The organism is Flavobacterium calami (assembly GCF_038290035.1).
In the GTDB taxonomy this organism is placed as follows: Bacteria; Bacteroidota; Bacteroidia; order Flavobacteriales; family Flavobacteriaceae; genus Flavobacterium; species Flavobacterium calami.
The window spans coordinates 45682-62990 of the sequence record NZ_JBBYHS010000019.1 but is presented as its reverse complement, the minus strand read 5'-3'; the positions used below and the strand labels follow the sequence as shown (position 1 = coordinate 62990).

19 protein-coding genes are annotated in these 17309 nt (G+C 33.8%); 14 read left to right on the top strand and 5 right to left on the bottom strand.

The features are described from left to right. The first annotated feature begins 15 nt into the window (after positions 1-15). Together AAEO57_RS17035 and AAEO57_RS17030 are read left to right on the top strand one after the other, a co-directional pair. On the top strand, positions 16-1002 hold the full coding sequence (locus tag AAEO57_RS17035; protein WP_341694237.1) for an aldo/keto reductase: 987 nt from the start codon (positions 16-18) through the stop codon (positions 1000-1002). Positions 1003-1099: 97 nt separating this feature from the next. Continuing rightward, on the top strand, positions 1100-1540 hold the full coding sequence (locus AAEO57_RS17030; protein ID WP_341694236.1) for a hypothetical protein: 441 nt from the start codon (positions 1100-1102) through the stop codon (positions 1538-1540). Here AAEO57_RS17030 and AAEO57_RS17025 read toward each other — a convergent pair whose 3' ends face one another. After that, positions 1541-2593: a sensor histidine kinase gene (locus AAEO57_RS17025; RefSeq protein WP_341694235.1), complete on the bottom strand. Its 1053-nt coding sequence runs from the start codon at positions 2591-2593 to the stop codon at positions 1541-1543. A 148-nt stretch (positions 2594-2741) separates the two neighbouring features. Here AAEO57_RS17025 and rlmD point away from each other — a divergent pair, with 148 nt between their 5' ends. From rlmD to AAEO57_RS17010, 3 genes are read left to right on the top strand one after another with little or no spacing between them, the layout of a single operon-like run. Beyond that, entirely contained in the window at positions 2742-4154 is a 1413-nt protein-coding gene (gene rlmD / locus AAEO57_RS17020; protein ID WP_341694234.1) for a 23S rRNA (uracil(1939)-C(5))-methyltransferase RlmD, read from the top strand. A 10-nt stretch (positions 4155-4164) separates the two neighbouring features. Further along, positions 4165-4701, top strand: a complete 537-nt coding sequence (locus tag AAEO57_RS17015) for a DUF6452 family protein (RefSeq protein WP_341694233.1) — start codon at positions 4165-4167, stop codon at positions 4699-4701. Then, positions 4682-5482, top strand: a complete 801-nt coding sequence (locus AAEO57_RS17010) for a DUF6048 family protein (protein ID WP_423972153.1) — start codon at positions 4682-4684, stop codon at positions 5480-5482. The genes AAEO57_RS17015 and AAEO57_RS17010 overlap by 20 nt, the downstream gene beginning before the upstream one ends. A gap of 75 nt (positions 5483-5557) precedes the next feature. On the opposite strand, the gene AAEO57_RS17005 is transcribed toward AAEO57_RS17010, so the two are convergent. Beyond that, complete coding sequence (locus AAEO57_RS17005) at positions 5558-5797, bottom strand: hypothetical protein (RefSeq protein ID WP_341694231.1); 240 nt, start codon at positions 5795-5797, stop codon at positions 5558-5560. Positions 5798-5946: 149 nt separating this feature from the next. Further along, entirely contained in the window at positions 5947-7104 is a 1158-nt protein-coding gene (locus AAEO57_RS17000) for a THUMP domain-containing class I SAM-dependent RNA methyltransferase (RefSeq protein ID WP_341694230.1), read from the bottom strand. A 158-nt stretch (positions 7105-7262) separates the two neighbouring features. On the opposite strand from AAEO57_RS17000, the gene AAEO57_RS16995 reads away from it, so the two are divergent. The 3 genes from AAEO57_RS16995 to AAEO57_RS16985 all read left to right on the top strand — a co-directional run bounded on the left by AAEO57_RS16995 (position 7263) and on the right by AAEO57_RS16985 (position 9292). Beyond that, positions 7263-8027: a class I SAM-dependent methyltransferase gene (locus tag AAEO57_RS16995; protein ID WP_341694229.1), complete on the top strand. Its 765-nt coding sequence runs from the start codon at positions 7263-7265 to the stop codon at positions 8025-8027. 95 nt (positions 8028-8122) lie between these two features. Next, entirely contained in the window at positions 8123-8791 is a 669-nt protein-coding gene (locus AAEO57_RS16990) for a ZIP family metal transporter (protein WP_341694228.1), read from the top strand. An 87-nt stretch (positions 8792-8878) separates the two neighbouring features. Then, positions 8879-9292 carry a hypothetical protein gene (locus AAEO57_RS16985; RefSeq protein WP_341694227.1) on the top strand — a complete coding sequence of 138 codons (414 nt, stop codon included), beginning with the start codon at positions 8879-8881 and terminating at the stop codon, positions 9290-9292. A gap of 190 nt (positions 9293-9482) precedes the next feature. Here AAEO57_RS16985 and AAEO57_RS16980 read toward each other — a convergent pair whose 3' ends face one another. After that, complete coding sequence (locus AAEO57_RS16980; protein WP_341694226.1) at positions 9483-11870, bottom strand: TonB-dependent receptor domain-containing protein; 2388 nt, start codon at positions 11868-11870, stop codon at positions 9483-9485. Between the two features lie 155 nt (positions 11871-12025). Beyond that, entirely contained in the window at positions 12026-13174 is a 1149-nt protein-coding gene (locus AAEO57_RS16975) for a helix-turn-helix domain-containing protein (RefSeq protein ID WP_341694225.1), read from the bottom strand. A 178-nt stretch (positions 13175-13352) separates the two neighbouring features. On the opposite strand from AAEO57_RS16975, the gene murQ reads away from it, so the two are divergent. The 6 genes from murQ (at position 13353) to AAEO57_RS16945 (ending at position 17219) form a co-directional block, all read left to right on the top strand. Then, positions 13353-14165, top strand: coding sequence for an N-acetylmuramic acid 6-phosphate etherase (gene murQ / locus AAEO57_RS16970; protein ID WP_341694224.1), 813 nt, complete (start codon positions 13353-13355; stop codon positions 14163-14165). A 239-nt stretch (positions 14166-14404) separates the two neighbouring features. Next, positions 14405-14626, top strand: a complete 222-nt coding sequence (locus tag AAEO57_RS16965; protein ID WP_341694223.1) for a DUF6095 family protein — start codon at positions 14405-14407, stop codon at positions 14624-14626. Between the two features lie 55 nt (positions 14627-14681). Then, positions 14682-15254: a pentapeptide repeat-containing protein gene (locus AAEO57_RS16960; protein ID WP_341694222.1), complete on the top strand. Its 573-nt coding sequence runs from the start codon at positions 14682-14684 to the stop codon at positions 15252-15254. 2 nt (positions 15255-15256) lie between these two features. Further along, a complete protein-coding gene (locus AAEO57_RS16955) occupies positions 15257-15832 on the top strand; it encodes a DUF1572 family protein (RefSeq protein WP_341694221.1) in 576 nt (191 codons plus the stop codon). Positions 15833-16040: 208 nt separating this feature from the next. After that, positions 16041-16412, top strand: a complete 372-nt coding sequence (locus AAEO57_RS16950) for a DNA topoisomerase IV (protein ID WP_341694220.1) — start codon at positions 16041-16043, stop codon at positions 16410-16412. 33 nt (positions 16413-16445) lie between these two features. Continuing rightward, a complete protein-coding gene (locus AAEO57_RS16945) occupies positions 16446-17219 on the top strand; it encodes a TerC family protein (protein WP_341694219.1) in 774 nt (257 codons plus the stop codon). The last annotated feature ends 90 nt before the right edge of the window (positions 17220-17309 follow it).

Genomic DNA, 17309 nt, shown 5'->3' with positions numbered 1-17309 from the left:
TTGAAACTAAAAAAAATGAACTATCGTAAATTAGGCAAAACCAATTTTAATATATCTGAAATTTCACTAGGAACCTGGCAGGTTGGAGGAAAATGGGGATCGGCTTTTGACAACAAAACTGCCGACGAACTTTTAAACACTGCAATCGACAATGGAGTCAACTTCATTGATACTGCAGATGTTTATGAAAATGGTCTAAGTGAAACCGCTGTTGGAAGAGTTGTTCGTTCGAGATCGGAACGTATTTATGTAGCCACAAAATGCGGACGGCATATTAATCCGCATGTTAGTGAAGGATACCAGCCAAAAGTACTTCAAAAATATGTTGAAGACAGTTTGAAAAGACTGGGATTAGAAACACTCGATTTAATTCAGTTACACTGTCCTCCTACTGAAGTTTTTTATCGCCCTGAAATTTTTGAATTATTTGACCGTCTGAAAGAGCAGGGGAAAATTTTAAATCTTGGCGTTAGTGTAGAAAAAGTCGAAGAAGCCTTAAAAGCTATCGAATATTCGAATGTTACAACGGTTCAGATTATTTTTAATTTGTTCCGTCAGCGTCCTTCACAATTATTTTTCTCTGAAGCAAGGAAAAAAGATATCGGTATTATTGCAAGAGTTCCTTTGGCAAGTGGACTTTTAACCGGTAAGTTTGATTCAAAAACCACTTTTGAACCACAAGACCACAGAAATTTCAACAGAAACGGTGATGCTTTTGATAAAGGAGAAACTTTCTCAGGCATTGATTACGAATTAGGACTTAAAGCTGTTGAGGAATTAAAAGCATTATTTCCGGAAGCGGCAAATTTGGCTCCTTATGCTTTGCAATGGATTTTGAGTTTTGAAGACATAAGCTGCATTATTCCGGGAGCTTCAAAAGAAAGTCATGTATTATCCAATTTATCAGTTTATAATTTACCTAAATTATCTTCTGAAAAATTTGAAGCTATGAATAAAATTTACGAAGAATATATAAAACCTTCTGTACATCAACTTTGGTAACTTCTAAACAAGTTGCTGAAAATTGTGGATATTAAAATTCTAAGATACTTAAAATCTCTTTTTAGTATCTTAGTTTTTTCTTAGAACACTAAATATAATGCTTACAAAATCAAATTTTAAAGAATGGTTTGACCGATACAAATATGCTGAATTAGCCAGTACAAGTGCCGCACTTACAACATCACTTTTCAGCAAAGTTTATAGCGGACTCACGACTGCCTATTTGATTACTTTTGCGGAATACCTGGCTTTTTACAGTGTGATTTTATTTTCTTCGTATAAAAAATTACAAAAACAAAACAGCCTTTTAAACAAAAAAACTTCTACACACGAAATTTTCAGGCTTGTAAAAAATCTGATTTTGGAATTTGGTTATCCTGCCTTTCTGGATTTTTTGGTAATCCGCCCTTTTTGTATGTACTGGATGCCGATACTTTTTGGGAATTATTTCTTCGGAATTATTTTTGGTAAAATTACAGCCGATTTGTGTTTTTACTTTTTTACAATTGTCAATTATGAATTGATAAAAAGAAATTAATCAGCAGTTTTCAAATACTATTTTAAACTCAGCCCCTTTGTTTGTGCCTTCGCTGGAAGCCGTTAGTTTTCCCTTATTTCTTTCAATAATTTTTTTACACAAGTACAAACCTATTCCGGTTGAAGATTCGTTGGCAGTTCCCAGTCGGCTCATTTTGGTAAATTTCTTAAATAATTCCTCAATCTGATGCTGACTGAAACCAATCCCATTATCAGAAACGGTTATGACCAGAGAAGTGTTTTCAGTAAAAATCCTAAGTTTAATTTCGCTGTCAAAATAAGAGAACTTAACCGCATTACTGATTAAATTGACTAAAACCTGAATCAATAAACCTTCATCAATTTTAAGTTTGGCTTCTTCGGTTTCTATATTGACATTCAGGCTAATCTTTTTATCAATAAGACGCTGTTCAACCTGTTCATTGACAAAATCCAGCACATCAGGAAACGAAATTTTTCGGGCTTCCTGATTTATTTTCACAACCTGATCCTGTTCTTTGAGCAATTTTATAAAATTTTCAATATAGCGAAATTGGAGATTGGTGGACTCGCAAATTAGCTCAGCCAGGTCCTTAATTGACTCAGAGGGTTTTTCTTCCATAATAAGTTTCGCAAGCCCCTGAGGATTTCCTGCGAAGTTTTTCAAATCATGCGACAACATGTAAATGAGGTCCTGCTTTTCGTTAATAAAACTTTCAGCCTCAAAGATAGATTCCTGAATGTTGCTCATCAGCAAACCCGCTTCATCACTATATTCTGTAGGCAAAACCGATAATTTTCTTTCATTTCTGTAGTCATCTAATGATTTTGAGGCTACAGCAATCGGCTTAATCAACTGATTTAAAACCAAAAGTGTAACGGCCGTTGCCAACAGAGTCATAATTAAAGAAAAAATTAAAATTGACGATGCCGGAATTGTGCTATCAAAATACAACACAAAAAATAAAATTCCGATCAAAGGAATATGAATACCTATAAAAGCAACAAAAAGAAATTTGAATGCATAACTTTTTTTTAAAAAGCCAATTTTCGAAAGATTATGGTACAGCTTCATACATCAGAACAATTACTTAGACTTAAAATGGGGCTATCGAAGCATTTGATAAAACAAAGTTAGCTTTTAAAGCGAATTAAACGATGTTATTTATAGAATTTGATAAAATATTTTAAAAATTAAATTTATAAACCCTTATTTTTGCGCTATGGGAAGAAAAAATACAGACAAAGTTGTCTTTCATCAAATACAAGTCTTAGATGCCGGTGCAAAAGGCGTATCAGTTGCAAAAGCTCCTGATGGAAAAGTAATCTTTATTCCGAATGTGGTTCCGGGTGATGTAGTAGATGTACAGACTTTTAAAAAAAGAAAAGCTTATTACGAAGGAAAAGCCGTTAAATTTCATGAATTATCACAACACCGTGTAGATCCAATTTGCGAGCATTTTGGTGTTTGCGGAGGATGCAAATGGCAAAACATGAAATACAGCCAGCAGCTTTTTTTTAAACAAAATGAAGTAAAAAACCATCTGCAAAGAATTGGGAAAATTGAATTGCCGGAATTTGAAGATATTTTAGGCTCTGAAAAACAATTTTTTTACAGAAATAAAATGGAATTTTCTTTTTCGAACAGCCGCTGGTTAACCGAAAAAGAAATTGGAAGCACAGAAGATCTTGGCAACAGAAATGCCTTAGGTTTTCATATTCCGAAAATGTGGGACAAAATTCTGGACATCACCAAATGCCATTTACAGGAAGATCCTTCAAATGCAATCCGCAACGAAATCAGAGATTTTGCAAACGAAAATAATTTAGCTTTCTTTAATCCCAGAGAACATTCAGGATTATTGAGAACTTTTATGATCCGTACGGCTTCAACAGGCGAAATTATGGTTTTAATTCAGTTTTTTGAAAATGATAAAGCCGGACGCGAATTGATTTTAGATCATCTTTACGAAAAATTTCCACAAATAACATCGTTACAATATGTCGTAAATTCAAAACAAAATGATACGATTTACGATCAGGATATAAAACTTTACAAAGGAAGAGATTATATCCTGGAAGAAATGGAAGGTTTAAAATTTAGCATCAATGCCAAATCATTTTACCAGACCAACTCAGACCAGGCATACGAATTGTACAAAATAACACGCGATTTTGCCGGACTTACAGGTAACGAAACTGTATACGACTTATATACAGGAACCGGAACAATAGCGCAGTTTGTTTCTAAAAAAGCTAAAAAAGTAATTGGTGTAGAAAGCGTACCGGAAGCAATTTTGGATGCTAAAGCCAATGCTGAACGCAATAACATTACAAATTGTGAGTTTTTTGTTGGAGACATGAAAGTTGTTTTCAACGAAGCTTTTATTGCACAACATGGAAAACCGGATGTTATTATTACGGATCCTCCAAGAGACGGAATGCATAAGGATGTTGTTGAACAAATTTTAAAAATTGCTCCTGAAAAAGTAGTTTATGTAAGCTGCAACTCAGCAACACAGGCACGAGATCTGGCTTTAATGGACGAAAAATACAAAGTTACACGTGTTCGCCCTGTAGATATGTTCCCTCAGACGCACCATGTAGAAAATGTTGTACTTTTAGAACTTCGATAATAAATTATAAATGAAAAAAATACTGTGTTTTTTACTGGTCTTTACTTTTGGATTATCCAGTTGTGAAAAAGATGATATTTGTGATGCAAATACACCGACAACTCCGCGGCTGATAATATCTTTTTATGATATCACAAACCCTACGGTTAAGAAAAGTGTAACCCGTTTGAAAGTAATTGGTGAAGGACAGGATGAAGGTATTATCTTTAACGAAGCAGGCGATGAAACAACAAAATACCTGACAAGTGGTGATTCTATTGCTATTCCGTTGAAAACATTTGAGAATACCTCAACTTTTACCTTTATACTGAATGCCGATAGTAGTAATCCTGCACTTACCAATACCGATCAGGTGAAGTTCAATTACACCCGAGAAAATGTATATGTTTCACGAGCTTGTGGTTTTAAAACTCTTTTTCAGCTACTTACCCAGCTTCCTATTGAGAGCACAGATTCTGGCTCAGACAGCTTCTGGATGCAAAATATTCAGGTAAATAATCCTAACATTGAATTTGAAAATGAAACACATGTCAAAGTATTTTTTTAGTATTTGTTTATTGTTTTCATTCATTTGCATTCAGGCACAGGAAACATCTACAACCACGACCCTAAAAGAACCCGCCAAGGGAAAAAAGAAATCTGAAACCAGTAAAACTGTAACAGAAACCATAACAGACAGTGTCCCGGTAAAAAAAGACCGCTACGGCTTGCGTGTAGGTGTTGATTTATTCAAACTTACCAAAGGCTTATATGACAAAGATTACAAAGGGATAGAATTTGTTGGGGATTTTCGACTTACCAAAAATTATTATCTGGCGGCAGAACTTGGTATAGAAGACAAAACCACTGATGATGACCGATTAAATTCGACCGCAACAGGAACATATATAAAAGGAGGTTTTGACTATAATATGTACGAAAACTGGCTGGATATGGAAAACCTTATAACAGTAGGCTTACGTGCCGGTTTCAGTACTTATAGCCAGCAATTAAACAGTTACAAAATTTACAATTCCAATCCCTACTGGGGAGAACAGCCACCAATTGCCGACGGTCAAAAATATACCGGTTTAACGGCTGCATGGACTGAGGTTACAGCAGGAATGAAAGCCAAAGTTTTTAACAATGTTTTTGTTGGATTTGGTGTTCAGTTAAAATTACTTTTAGCGAAGAAAGATCCTGATAACTTTGAAAGTCTTTATATCCCGGGATTCAACAGAACTTACGATGGAAGTTTCGGAATCGGATTTAATTATACCGTTTCGTATTTTATTCCGCTTTATAAAAAAACCGTAATTCCGGAAACTAAAAAAGAAACTAAAAAGTAGCTATATAAAAATAAAACCACGAATTCAGAACATTAAACTCTGAATTCGTGGTTTTTTATTAAAGCTGAATATTTACTACTTCCCTATTTCTTTAACTTCTTTCATAAAAATCCATTTCATAAAAAGCTTTTCGCCATCTTTGGTTTTCAAAGCTTTAAACTGAGGAGCCACCAGCGTTGCAACTATAAAAGCCGTCAATGGAATCCAGATTCCGGTTATTCCTGTATATTCTGCAATTACAAATCTCCCAAGAATAAATAAAATAGCGAAACATCCTAATTGATACAAAAACGCTCTTACTTGTAATTTTGTCATTTTTTTTGGAGTTGTTAAGATTCTGAAGCACTAAGATGTTAAGTTAAAATTAGTAGCATAACCAGAATCTTATAATTAATTTTAATCTTTTTTTGTTGTTTTTATTAATTCTTAGCTCCTTAGATGCTTAGAATCTTAGGAGCTTAATTTTATACCTGAAACTTAGTTCTCTTACTTCCTTCATACATTTCATATTTAACCAAACGGGCTTCAAGGCTTCCATTAAAAAGTTTTATTTTTCTTGAAGGTTTTAATCCAACAAATTTCAGAGCCTCCAGATTTGCAGTGATAAACCATGCATTTGTCCCCGGATAATTTTTCTTTAAAGTATCACCTATATTAGCATAAAATCTCTCCATGTGAATATCCAGACGCTCATCATAAGGCGGATTAAAAACAATGTGAAGCTTGCCCTCTGTTTCTTTTTCAGTATCAAAAAAGTTATCTTCAGAAATCGTTACATAATCTTCAAGATTTGCATTTCTGATGTTGTCTTTGGCTTTGCTAACAGCACTTGCCGCTTTATCAAATCCCTTTATGGTATAATGAAATTCTCTCGTTTTTTTCATCAGGCTGTCAACTATTGTGTCAAACAAATCATTGTCCCAGTCTTTCCATTTTTCAAAAGCAAATTCTTTTCTGTTAATGTTTGCCGGAATATTGCACGCAATCATAGCTGCTTCCGCCAAAAAAGTTCCTGAACCGCACATTGGATCTAAAAAGTGACTTTGCCCATCCCAGCCTGACAATAAAAGAATTCCGGCTGCCAAAACTTCGTTAATTGGTGCAATATTAGTTGCAGTTCTGTAACCACGCTGGTGTAGTGAATTTCCGGAAGTATCCAAAGCAACAGAAACCTGGTCTTTATCAATATGAACATTGATTCTTAAGTCCGGAAATGCTTTATCGATACTTGGTCTTTGCCCGGTTCTTTCTCTAAACTGATCTACAATAGCATCTTTACATTTTTGAGAAACAAATTCAGAATGGTTAAAATAAGTAGAATGAACCGTTGCATCAATCACAAAAGTCTGATTAGCATTTAGCAATTTCGACCAGTTTACACCTGAAATCCCCTTGTATAACGCCTGCTCATTATTGGCTCTGAATGAATAAATTGGTTTTAGAACCTTAAGCGCTGTTCTAAGTGACAGATTGGCTTTGTACATAAAACCTTTATCGCCCTTAAAACTTACCATTCGTACCCCTTTTTCGACATCCTGTGCGCCCAAAGCTTTCAGTTCGGCTTCTAAGATCTCTTCAAAACCAAAAAAACATTTGGCAATCATTCTAAAATTTTCTTCCATCGTTATAATTGAATTAAAACAGACTTTCAGTCAAATCAAATCTGCATTAAAAACATTCCAAATAACGCAACAATGTTTCATGTATCATTGCGAAATAGTTATTTTTAGGCAAAAATACACTAAATTTGCCGGACTTTGAATTAATTGAAATAGAATAAATGTCTGAAGCACCCAACCCGTCAACACCTAATCAGGATCGTAACACCGAAAACTGGTTTACATCATGGTTTGATACTCCGTATTATCATATTTTATATAAAGATAGAAATTACAGAGAAGCTCAGGTTTTCATGGACAACCTTACACATTATCTAAATTTGCCTGAAAAAGCAAAAGTATTGGATTTAGCATGTGGCAAAGGCCGCCATTCTATTTATTTAAATCAGTTAGGTTATAACGTTTTGGGAGCCGATTTGTCTGAAAACAGTATCGCCGAAGCCAGTAAAAACAGTAACGAAACTCTCCACTTTAAGGTACATGACATGCGTGAACCTTTTGAAGAAAAATTTGACGCAATCTTCAATTTGTTTACCAGTTTTGGTTATTTCGAAAATGACGATGACAATCTGACCACCTTAAAAGCAATCAAAGAAAGCTTATCAGAATATGGTTTTGCCGTAATTGATTTCATGAATGTAAATCAGGTTATCGAAACCCTGGTTCCCGAAGAAGTAAAAACCGTTGACGGAATTGATTTTCACATCAAAAGATACGTTGAAGACGGACATATTTTCAAAGAAATAGATTTTGAAGATCAGGGCAGAAAATACCACTTTACAGAAAAAGTAAAAGCCTTAACCTTAAAAGATTTTCAGGATTTAATGGATGAAGCCGGAATTTATCTCTTAGATATTTTTGGCGATTACAAACTCAAAAAATTCCATAAAACCGAAAGCGAACGATTAATCATGATTTTTAAATAGATTGGTATGTTTAATCGGCAATTTGTTTAACCGTTTATCGAATAAACAAATCGACGGTTGAACGATTAAACAATTAAACGATTCAACTAAATTAAATGAATTATCTATTACCCTTATTTTCTGTACTTGTAGGATATATTGTGGCTTTGTTTTTAAAACCAAAAAGCAAAACCAATCTAAAATTACTGCTGGCATTCAGCGGTTCTTTTTTATTGTCGCTAACCGTAATGCATCTTTTACCTGAAGTTTACGAAGCACACAATCATAATATAGGTATTTTTATAATGATCGGAATCTTATTCCAGATCATTCTTGAGTTTTTCTCAAAAGGCGCAGAACACGGACACGTGCATGGGCATGCAAAAATGTCTCAGATCCCATGGCTCCTTTTCATAAGCCTTTGCATTCATGCCTTTTTAGAAGGATTTCCTGTAAGTCATCATCATGGACTGGCTATCGGAATTGCGATTCACCATTTGCCAATTGCTGTAATCCTAACGACTTTTTTTATCAATGCAAGTCTAAACAAAAAAGCCATTTTTGCTTTTATGCTAACCTTTGCAATTATGACACCTCTGGGCACTGTCGCATCTGACTTTTTACCCATTTTAAACGAATATTACACTGAAATAACCGCCATCGTAATCGGAATTTTATTCCACATTTCATCGACCATTATTTTCGAAAGCAGCGAAGGACATAAGTTCAATGTTGCCAAAGTTTCGATGATTGTTTTAGGTATACTACTTGCTTTTTTATTATAAGCCTAGCTTTTCATAAAACTGTATTATAAACCTAAGACATTTGATGTATTGCAATCATATTTAAACACAACCTAATCTTTATACACCTTGTATCTACTGAAAAATGTTTTAAAAGTAATTATTTTAGTATTCTTTTTTCAATCATGTTCAAATGAATCTAACCAAAATAATGATTTTATAGTTGGTAAATGGAAAGCCATTAAACGTTATAAATCGGATGTTGAAATTGATTTCGGCGTTTGTGACCCGTACATGTTGTATGAGTTTAATCAGGATAATTCATCAAGATTATTTAATGAAAGTAAAAAACAACCACCTAATACCTTTTGTGGCGAAACGATGTTAGGATGGAATACTTGGAAAAATATTGGTAATGGAAATTATGAATTACATGACAAATCCGAACAGATCGTTTCAACTTTTTATATCGATAACTCAAATTTAATTCAACAATATGTTAATAGTGATGAAAAAGTTGTTTACAAACGAGTTAGTAAATAATTTTTTTTAGGAGTTCCAAAACATTATCTAATTGACAAATTTTCTAATTATACACAATGTTTGTGTGAGGGATAGTAGCAAACTACCGAAGTAGTGCGAATAGCCCGACCGCATTTACAAAAGGCGCAGGTAAGCGGTTTGTTAAATGGCGCCTTTTGTAAATGCGGTCACACCCAAAAATTATCTAATTCTAATTCCCCGTTCTTTTCTTTTCTTCTTCATTTCCAAAATTCCGCTCTTTTATATTGATCTTTTTGTTTCCAAAATTGTAAACTACAGATAAACGGGCAAATCTGTTGCTTTCATGTTGACTATAAACTTGTCTTACACCATTTACAACTGAAACATCGTCTTTTAAATATGATGTATTAAAAATATCATTTACTAAAAAGGAAATCTGCATTGCTTTGTTTAATAGATCTTGCTTAAAACCAATATTTAAACTTGAGGTATATCCTGTTTCATATAAACCGCTTTTATAGGGTGCAGCATAGTTAAAATCTATTTGCAATTTGGTTGTTTTACCCAACGAAAAGGTATTATTCGTTGAAAAATCAAACTGAAGGCCATTTACCGGTGTTGCATTGATATCTTTTATAAATTTAATATCTGAGCCTAAAAAATATACTGAGTTTTCACTCTGCCACCAATCTGTAAAACTGGCTGAATAAATTTCTCCTATTCCATAAGTAATGCCTTTAAAATAATTTTCTCTCGTTATAACTTGTGTTAATGTTTCCGGATTTGCAGTAAATATTACGCCATAACCATCTGTAATCGAATTTAAAAAAACACTTGTTTTCAATATTTTTTTATACGAATGTGCAAATTCAAAATTATCGCTAAAAGAAGGCTTCAAAAATGGATTCCCTTCTGAATAACTATTACTGCTGATATAAACACGAAACGGATTTAATAGTGAAAAGCCAGGTCTTCGTATTCTTTTACCATAATTTAAACTAAAACTGTTATTTTCATCTTTTTGATAAGAAGCATAAACGGTTGGAAATAATTTAAAATAATTATTTACAGTTTCCTGATTTAGCGTTTTTGAAAAACCATTTGTTTGTGTATTCTCTAATCGTAATCCAAATTGAAAATTCCATTTTTCATTAATTTTTTTGTCTCCGCTAATATAGACCGCCTGATTATTTTCGGTGTATTTAAACTGGTTAGATTGGTTAGTATCTAATTCCGGAGTTCCGGTAATCGTATTAAAAAAAACAACATCACTGTTACTTGTGGTAAAACTTACTTTCGCTCCATACGATAAGTTTAACAATTGAAGCGGATGCTCCATATCTGCCTTTAAGCTTACATTATCAATATTCTGATTCGAAATATTTCGGCCTGACTGATTTACATCTACAAAGGTTCCGTCTGACGCATAATTATTCGCTATAAAATCCCTGTCGAATTTTGAATTATAATTAAAGTAATCCGCATCAAATGATAATTTTCGGTTTAGGGAGTCTAATTTGGTAATCAAATGCAGATTATAAGTATTATTTCCTGATTTCCGGTCTAAAAAACTCTCATTAATTATATAACTCTCTAATTCATTTTGAGCATTATATTTATCAATTCTAATATCAGAGTCAAAATCAGGATTGCTTTTATCTCTTAAAAATTGAAAACCGATGGTTGTATTTTCTGAAAAATCATAATCAAAAGCTATTTTCCCGGACAGGTTATCTTCGTTTAATTTTGTCGTTACATCCATTTTTGTAGTTCCTTCAGCGAAATACATATCCAGATTTTCATTTATATTTTTATAACCCGTTTTTCCATTGACACTGGCCGAAAATCGAAATGTATTCTTATTGTAAAAGAAATTATCCCTCAGCGCAAAAATTCCATATTTACTTTGATCATAAGAAGCTGTGGTTGTATTTTTCCAGGAATTACGAGCCCCTTTTTTCATTACAATATTGATTAATCCGCCATTTCCTTCCGCTTCATATTTTGACGAAGGATTACTAATAATTTCGATATTTTTAATATCACTTGCGGAAATCGATTTTAGGAAATTATTCAGTTTTTCACCTGTTAATTCAATCATTCTTCCATCAATCATAACACGAGAAGTTCCTTTTCCTAATATATTGATAGCATTATTTTGTACCACAACGCCCGGTGCTGTATTTATTGCGCTCAAGGCATCACCTCCAACTATGTTAACATTATTTTCTGGATTATAAACCAAACGATCTGTTTTTTGTTCAATCGTACTTTTTCTCGACTGAACGACAACTTCTCCCAAATTTGTTGCACTTTCAATTAAAGTAATTATCCCTAAATCGGTATCTTTTTCAATAGCAATTTCACTTTTGTAATCAGTAAATCCTAAAAGACTTACTTTTATTTTATAAGAGCCTTTTTTAATATTAATTTCAAAAGTACCTTCTTGTGTGCTTGTTGTTCCGCCAATTATTTTTCCTTCTGAACTGGTTACTGAAATATCTGCCCATTCAAGTGAAGTTGTTTCGCTGGATATTTTCCCTTTTAATTTTACTGTTGATTGTGCTAAACAAAATAATGGTAATACTAAAAAGATAAAGAGGTTTGCTTTTTTCATGATTTCTAATTTTTAGACTTGCTCGATTAATTTGAAGCAAAGTTGCCTTAGAAATTTTCCAGAATCGACCGACAAAAAAAAGTCGAACCAATTTCTGCATAAGAAATCAGTTCGACTTTATTAATCTGGAAGTACGACTTTTTACAATACCTTAATTATGAAGCGTTTCTATAAGACGTAGGCGTTTGATTCGTATATTTTTTGAAGGAAGTATTAAACGAAGATTTTGAATTAAAACCTACTTCGTATAGAATTTCTAAAACGGTCAAATCTCTTTTTAAAGGATCCTTCAGAATACTCATTGCTTTTTGAATACGATATTCGTTTACAAAATAAAAAAAATGCTGATCCATATGATGATTTATCAGAATAGATAAATCACGAACCGGAATATCAATTTGATTAGACAGTTCCTGAATCGTAAGTGATGGATCGAGAAAAGGTTCGTTTTCTGCCATATAATTTTTCAATGCTAAAATCTGCCTTGTAATAACTTCGCTTTGATTGTTTCTTGCTTCAGTAATATCTTTATTTTCTTTAGGAAGAATATCTCTTGCTAATAACAATTTAGAATCAATACCTCTGAAAAGCTCAGGATAATTTAAGGCTTTTAAAACAAACCAGCACGTAACTGACAAAACCAAAAATTGCAATATTGTATTTGACCAGATCCACAAAAAATCAATATTAGCATATCTTACAACATTCTTAGCTATCGACAGGTAATACAAAACAAAAAGTACCATAGCCATTTGAAACAGCCACTTAAAAATAGATGCTCTCGGGTTAGTATAATTTTCCTCATATATTTCTTTGTACTTTTTTAAAACTAAAAATACTCCAATACTATAAAATATGGTTTGCAGACCTAAAACAAGGAACAAATAAAACATCTCAGACGATTGATCCCGATCCTCATAAAACAGTATTTTTTCTATATCCCTTAAAAGGTAGAGTCTGAATAAAAAAACCGCATTTGTAATGATAAATGGAATTATGTGCAGCAGGTGTTTTAACTTTAATCGAAAATCTGCAAAACAAACTGACAATACATATAAGTAAAAAGCGGGAAGTATCAGAGCACAAATAGTCCATCTGAAAAATTCTAAACTAAAATGAGTTCTAATAAAGTTTTCATCAATAAAAATACCGCTGTTATCAATGGCAAAAAAGATCAGATAACTGGCAAACAGTCGATTTGCCAGTTTGTTTTTTGTCTGTACCGTGAGCAAAAAAAAGGCCAGCAATAAGGAAACAAAAACTGACAATCCCGCCATACCCGTTAAAAAACTTACTATATTCATTCCTTTTTGATTATTTAAACAAATATAATATTTTAGTTCTTTTAATAAGTCTTCTAAAGTTGATTCCGCCAAAAAGAAAACACCAAAAAAGAGTTAAAATCTTTATAAGTTTGACTTGTAGTTTTCTCTCATTTCCTTAAAAAAGTTTAATTTTGGAGGATAACTATTTCAACAAAAAATGACGTTTACAAAAACAACCGAACAATCTTCAAAATACGAGCATTTAGAAAAAATGTCAGTTCAGGAACTGCTGACTAATATTAATAACGAAGACAAAACCGTCCCTTATGCTGTCGAAAAAGCGTTACCGCAAATCGAAGCTTTAGTTGCACAAACTGTTGTAAACTTAAAATTAGGCGGACGTATTTTTTACATCGGTGCCGGAACATCCGGACGTTTAGGCGTTGTAGATGCTTCTGAATGCCCTCCCACTTTTGGAGTTCCTTTTGATTTGGTAAACGGAATCATTGCGGGCGGTGACACAGCAATCCGTCGTGCCGTAGAAAATGCCGAAGACAATGCTACACAAGCCTGGATTGATTTACAGGCACATAACATTAACCAGAACGATATCGTGATAGGAATTGCGGCTTCGGGCACTACTCCTTATGTTATTGGCGGTCTGGAAACCTGTAACCAAAATAATATTGCAACAGGCTGTATTACCTGCAATGCGGGAAGTCCTTTGGCACTTACAGCCAAATTCCCCGTAGAAGTAGTTGTCGGACCTGAATTTGTAACCGGAAGTTCAAGAATGAAAGCCGGAACTGCTCAAAAACTGGTTTTGAATATGATTTCGACCGCATCAATGATTCAGCTTGGAAAAGTAAAAGGAAACAAAATGGTCGATATGCAACTCAGCAACATCAAACTGGTCGACCGTGGTGTAAAAATGATTATGGGAGAAATTCCGGTTTCGTATGAAGAAGCTTCCGAATTATTGAAAAAATACGGGAGTGTGAGAAATGCTGTTGACAATTATTTGAAATAAGAGGTTTCTGTGAAATGTGAAATGGCTTTTTATATCATAAAGTTTGTCATTTCGACGTGAGGAGAAATCACACTAGTAGCTCCACAGAGAGAGAGTGCAATCTTTATTGAATCCCGCGTGTGATTTCTCGTCCCTCGAAATGACAAGATTGCGACAAAACTGAAACTAAAAAACCTGAAACTTGAAACCTTAAACCTGACCCGAGGCTGAAAGCCGAACAGACGAAGTAAACAAAAAAAATGGCAACAAATAAACAATTATTAGGAAAAGGGATTAAATATTTAACCGGTGCACTACCACTGATGTTTATTGGCCCTACACTCATCTACAATGCATTCATGAACCAGCATACCGCCTGGCATTATCTGGTTTTGGGAATTGGAATTGTAGCCTGCCTTAGTGCCATGTTTCTAATTTTTTACGGATTGAAAATTATTATCAAAGGTTTGTTCAATGACTAATATTTAGCTGTCAAACAAATTTCTAATAACACTTTTAATATCTTATTCAATCATAATGGAAAGCCTAATTCACATTCAGAAAACCTTCGAAAAAGTCATTTATATTGATAAAAAAATAAACAACCGTGAATTTGAGGATTGCGTTTTTAAAAACTGTGATTTTTCCAACAGTAATTTCGCTTACAATACTTTTTTAGACTGCGAATTTATCGACTGTAATTTGTCGATGACCAGTCTGGCTGGAACGAGTTTAAAAAATGTGACATTCAAAAACTGCAAGCTTTTAGGAATTGCCTTTAACGAATGTGATGACTTTTTATTTCAGGTTTATTTTGAAGAAAGCACTTTGGATTATGCTATTTTTTCGAATAAGAAAATGCCCAAAACCAGGTTTATCAATTGTTCCGTAAGAGAAGTTACTTTTATCGGAACCAATTTAACCAGTTCATTTTTTGACAATTGTGATCTGGATGGTGCTATTTTTAATGATACGCAACTGGCCGCAGTTGATTTTAGAACGGCTTACAATTATAAAATCGATCCTGAATTTAACCCGATGAAAAAAGCGCAATTTTCAAATCAGGGAATCGTGGGACTTTTAGATAAATACGACATTAAAATTGTATAAGTATGGAAACGAACGATTCTTATCTGGAAAGCATCAAAAAGCAGTTTTTGTATTATAAAATGCTGGGCGAAAAAGCCATCGATCAAATAGAACCCGAACAGCTTTTTATTACTTTAAACGAAGACACCAACAGCATTGCGACCATAATCAAACATATTTCGGGAAATATGCTGTCGCGATGGACAGACTTCCTAACTTCTGACGGCGAAAAAGAATGGCGCAATCGCGATGCCGAATTCGAAAATGATTTGCAGTCGAAAGATGAAGTTCTGGAAATCTGGAATAAAGGCTGGAATGTGTTTTTTGACGCTTTAAACAATTTACAACCGGAGCAGCTTTCGGATATTATTTATATTCGAAATGAAGGACATACTGTTATTGAAGCCATTAATCGTCAATTGGCACATTATCCGTATCATATCGGACAAATTGTTTTTTATGCCAAACAGCTGAAAAACAGCTCCTGGAACAGCTTATCGATTCCGAAAAACAAATCCGGGAATTACAACGCCGAAAAGTTTGCCAAAGAAAAAGAAATAAAGAACTTTACGGATGATGAATTAAACAGATTGAAATAACATATTATCAGGCTGAGTTCGTTCGGCTTCGCTCAGGATAACTTAGTCGAAGCCCTCATCAAAACAAAACCCTTCGACTCCGCTCAGGGTGACATATGAACGACTGCCCTAGCCCTGATTGAAGCGGAAATCCTTTTTATTTTTCCTTTAAAAATAAAAAGATTGCAGTGGAAAGCAGGAATCAGCTCCTAAAAACAACTTATTTAAAATGAAAAAAATTATATTCTTATTCCCAATACTTGCTTTAGTATCATGTTATAACGCAGAACACAACTGCAAAGACTTTAAAAACGGAAAATTCAAATTTGAGTTTGAAGTAAACGGCGTAAAAAAAACAACCATTTTTGAACGCAAAGACAGTATTGAAATTGAAACTTTTGAAGGAAAAACCGACACCTCAACAATACGCTGGGTAAGTGACTGTGAATATGTTTTGCAGAAAAAACACCCCAAAAACATGGCAGAGGAAAAAGCAATCAGCATGAAAATAGTAACGACTTCGAAGGATTCTTATACTTTTGAATTTGGCATGGTAGGCTCTGAAGAAAAACAGCACGGAAAAGTTTTTAAAATCGAATAAAAAGTAGTAATTTGAATGTAAATAAAGATTTACATGGAAGTATTTTTAAACCCTGATGCCTGGATTGCATTACTGACCCTGACGTTTCTGGAAATTGTTCTGGGAATTGACAATATCATTTTTATCTCGATTGTTACAGGAAAACTACCAGAACAAGACCGTAAAAAAGCTACCCGGATTGGTTTGTTTCTGGCCATGTTTATGCGAATTGCTCTGTTGTTGGGAATCTCGTATTTAATTGCCATGAAAGCAACAGTATTCAGTATTCACTGGGGCTGGCTGGAAGCTGATTTTACCGGACAGGCAATTATTTTGTTGTTAGGAGGTTTGTTTCTGATTTACAAAAGCACCAAAGAAATCAGTGAAAAAGTGGATCATAAAGGTGAAGAAGAAAAAAGCATTGAGACAGCTGCGAAGAAATCTTTTTCGAATGTTATTTTACAAATTCTGTTAATCGATTTAATTTTCTCTGTTGACTCCATTTTAACCGCTGTGGGTATGACGAATGGCGTTTCTGGAGCACTAACTATCATGATTACAGCAGTTGTTATTTCTGTTGTTGTTATGATGCTTTTTGCTGTTCCGGTTGGAAATTTCGTTAATAAAAATCCATCCATTCAAATATTGGGTCTGTCGTTTCTAATCCTGATCGGATTTATGCTGATTACCGAAAGTATGCATTTGTCTAATGCCACCCTGATTGGCGAACACATTGGAGCCATTCCGAAAGGGTATCTTTATTTTGCCATTTCGTTTTCTCTGGCTGTGGAATTTATCAATATGCGAATCCGAAAGAAAAAATCATAAGCTTAAAATTATTTAAAAGTTCCTTCACGGAACTTTTTTGTTTCAAAAATAAATCTGATTTTTTTTGAAAATATAGTTTGAATAGCAGCT

What these genes read in the sequence shown, in the direction of transcription:
- AAEO57_RS17035 (WP_341694237.1), top strand. Translation starts at nt 16, where the DNA reads ATGAACTATCGTAAATTAGGCAAAACCAATTTTAATATATCTGAAATT.
- AAEO57_RS17030 (WP_341694236.1), top strand. Translation starts at nt 1,100, where the DNA reads ATGCTTACAAAATCAAATTTTAAAGAATGGTTTGACCGATACAAATAT.
- AAEO57_RS17025 (WP_341694235.1), bottom strand. Translation starts at nt 2,593, where the DNA reads ATGAAGCTGTACCATAATCTTTCGAAAATTGGCTTTTTAAAAAAAAGT.
- rlmD (WP_341694234.1), top strand. Translation starts at nt 2,742, where the DNA reads ATGGGAAGAAAAAATACAGACAAAGTTGTCTTTCATCAAATACAAGTC.
- AAEO57_RS17015 (WP_341694233.1), top strand. Translation starts at nt 4,165, where the DNA reads ATGAAAAAAATACTGTGTTTTTTACTGGTCTTTACTTTTGGATTATCC.
- AAEO57_RS17010 (WP_423972153.1), top strand. Translation starts at nt 4,682, where the DNA reads ATGTCAAAGTATTTTTTTAGTATTTGTTTATTGTTTTCATTCATTTGC.
- AAEO57_RS17005 (WP_341694231.1), bottom strand. Translation starts at nt 5,797, where the DNA reads ATGACAAAATTACAAGTAAGAGCGTTTTTGTATCAATTAGGATGTTTC.
- AAEO57_RS17000 (WP_341694230.1), bottom strand. Translation starts at nt 7,104, where the DNA reads ATGGAAGAAAATTTTAGAATGATTGCCAAATGTTTTTTTGGTTTTGAA.
- AAEO57_RS16995 (WP_341694229.1), top strand. Translation starts at nt 7,263, where the DNA reads ATGTCTGAAGCACCCAACCCGTCAACACCTAATCAGGATCGTAACACC.
- AAEO57_RS16990 (WP_341694228.1), top strand. Translation starts at nt 8,123, where the DNA reads ATGAATTATCTATTACCCTTATTTTCTGTACTTGTAGGATATATTGTG.
- AAEO57_RS16980 (WP_341694226.1), bottom strand. Translation starts at nt 11,870, where the DNA reads ATGAAAAAAGCAAACCTCTTTATCTTTTTAGTATTACCATTATTTTGT.
- AAEO57_RS16975 (WP_341694225.1), bottom strand. Translation starts at nt 13,174, where the DNA reads ATGAATATAGTAAGTTTTTTAACGGGTATGGCGGGATTGTCAGTTTTT.
- murQ (WP_341694224.1), top strand. Translation starts at nt 13,353, where the DNA reads ATGACGTTTACAAAAACAACCGAACAATCTTCAAAATACGAGCATTTA.
- AAEO57_RS16965 (WP_341694223.1), top strand. Translation starts at nt 14,405, where the DNA reads ATGGCAACAAATAAACAATTATTAGGAAAAGGGATTAAATATTTAACC.
- AAEO57_RS16960 (WP_341694222.1), top strand. Translation starts at nt 14,682, where the DNA reads ATGGAAAGCCTAATTCACATTCAGAAAACCTTCGAAAAAGTCATTTAT.
- AAEO57_RS16955 (WP_341694221.1), top strand. Translation starts at nt 15,257, where the DNA reads ATGGAAACGAACGATTCTTATCTGGAAAGCATCAAAAAGCAGTTTTTG.
- AAEO57_RS16950 (WP_341694220.1), top strand. Translation starts at nt 16,041, where the DNA reads ATGAAAAAAATTATATTCTTATTCCCAATACTTGCTTTAGTATCATGT.
- AAEO57_RS16945 (WP_341694219.1), top strand. Translation starts at nt 16,446, where the DNA reads ATGGAAGTATTTTTAAACCCTGATGCCTGGATTGCATTACTGACCCTG.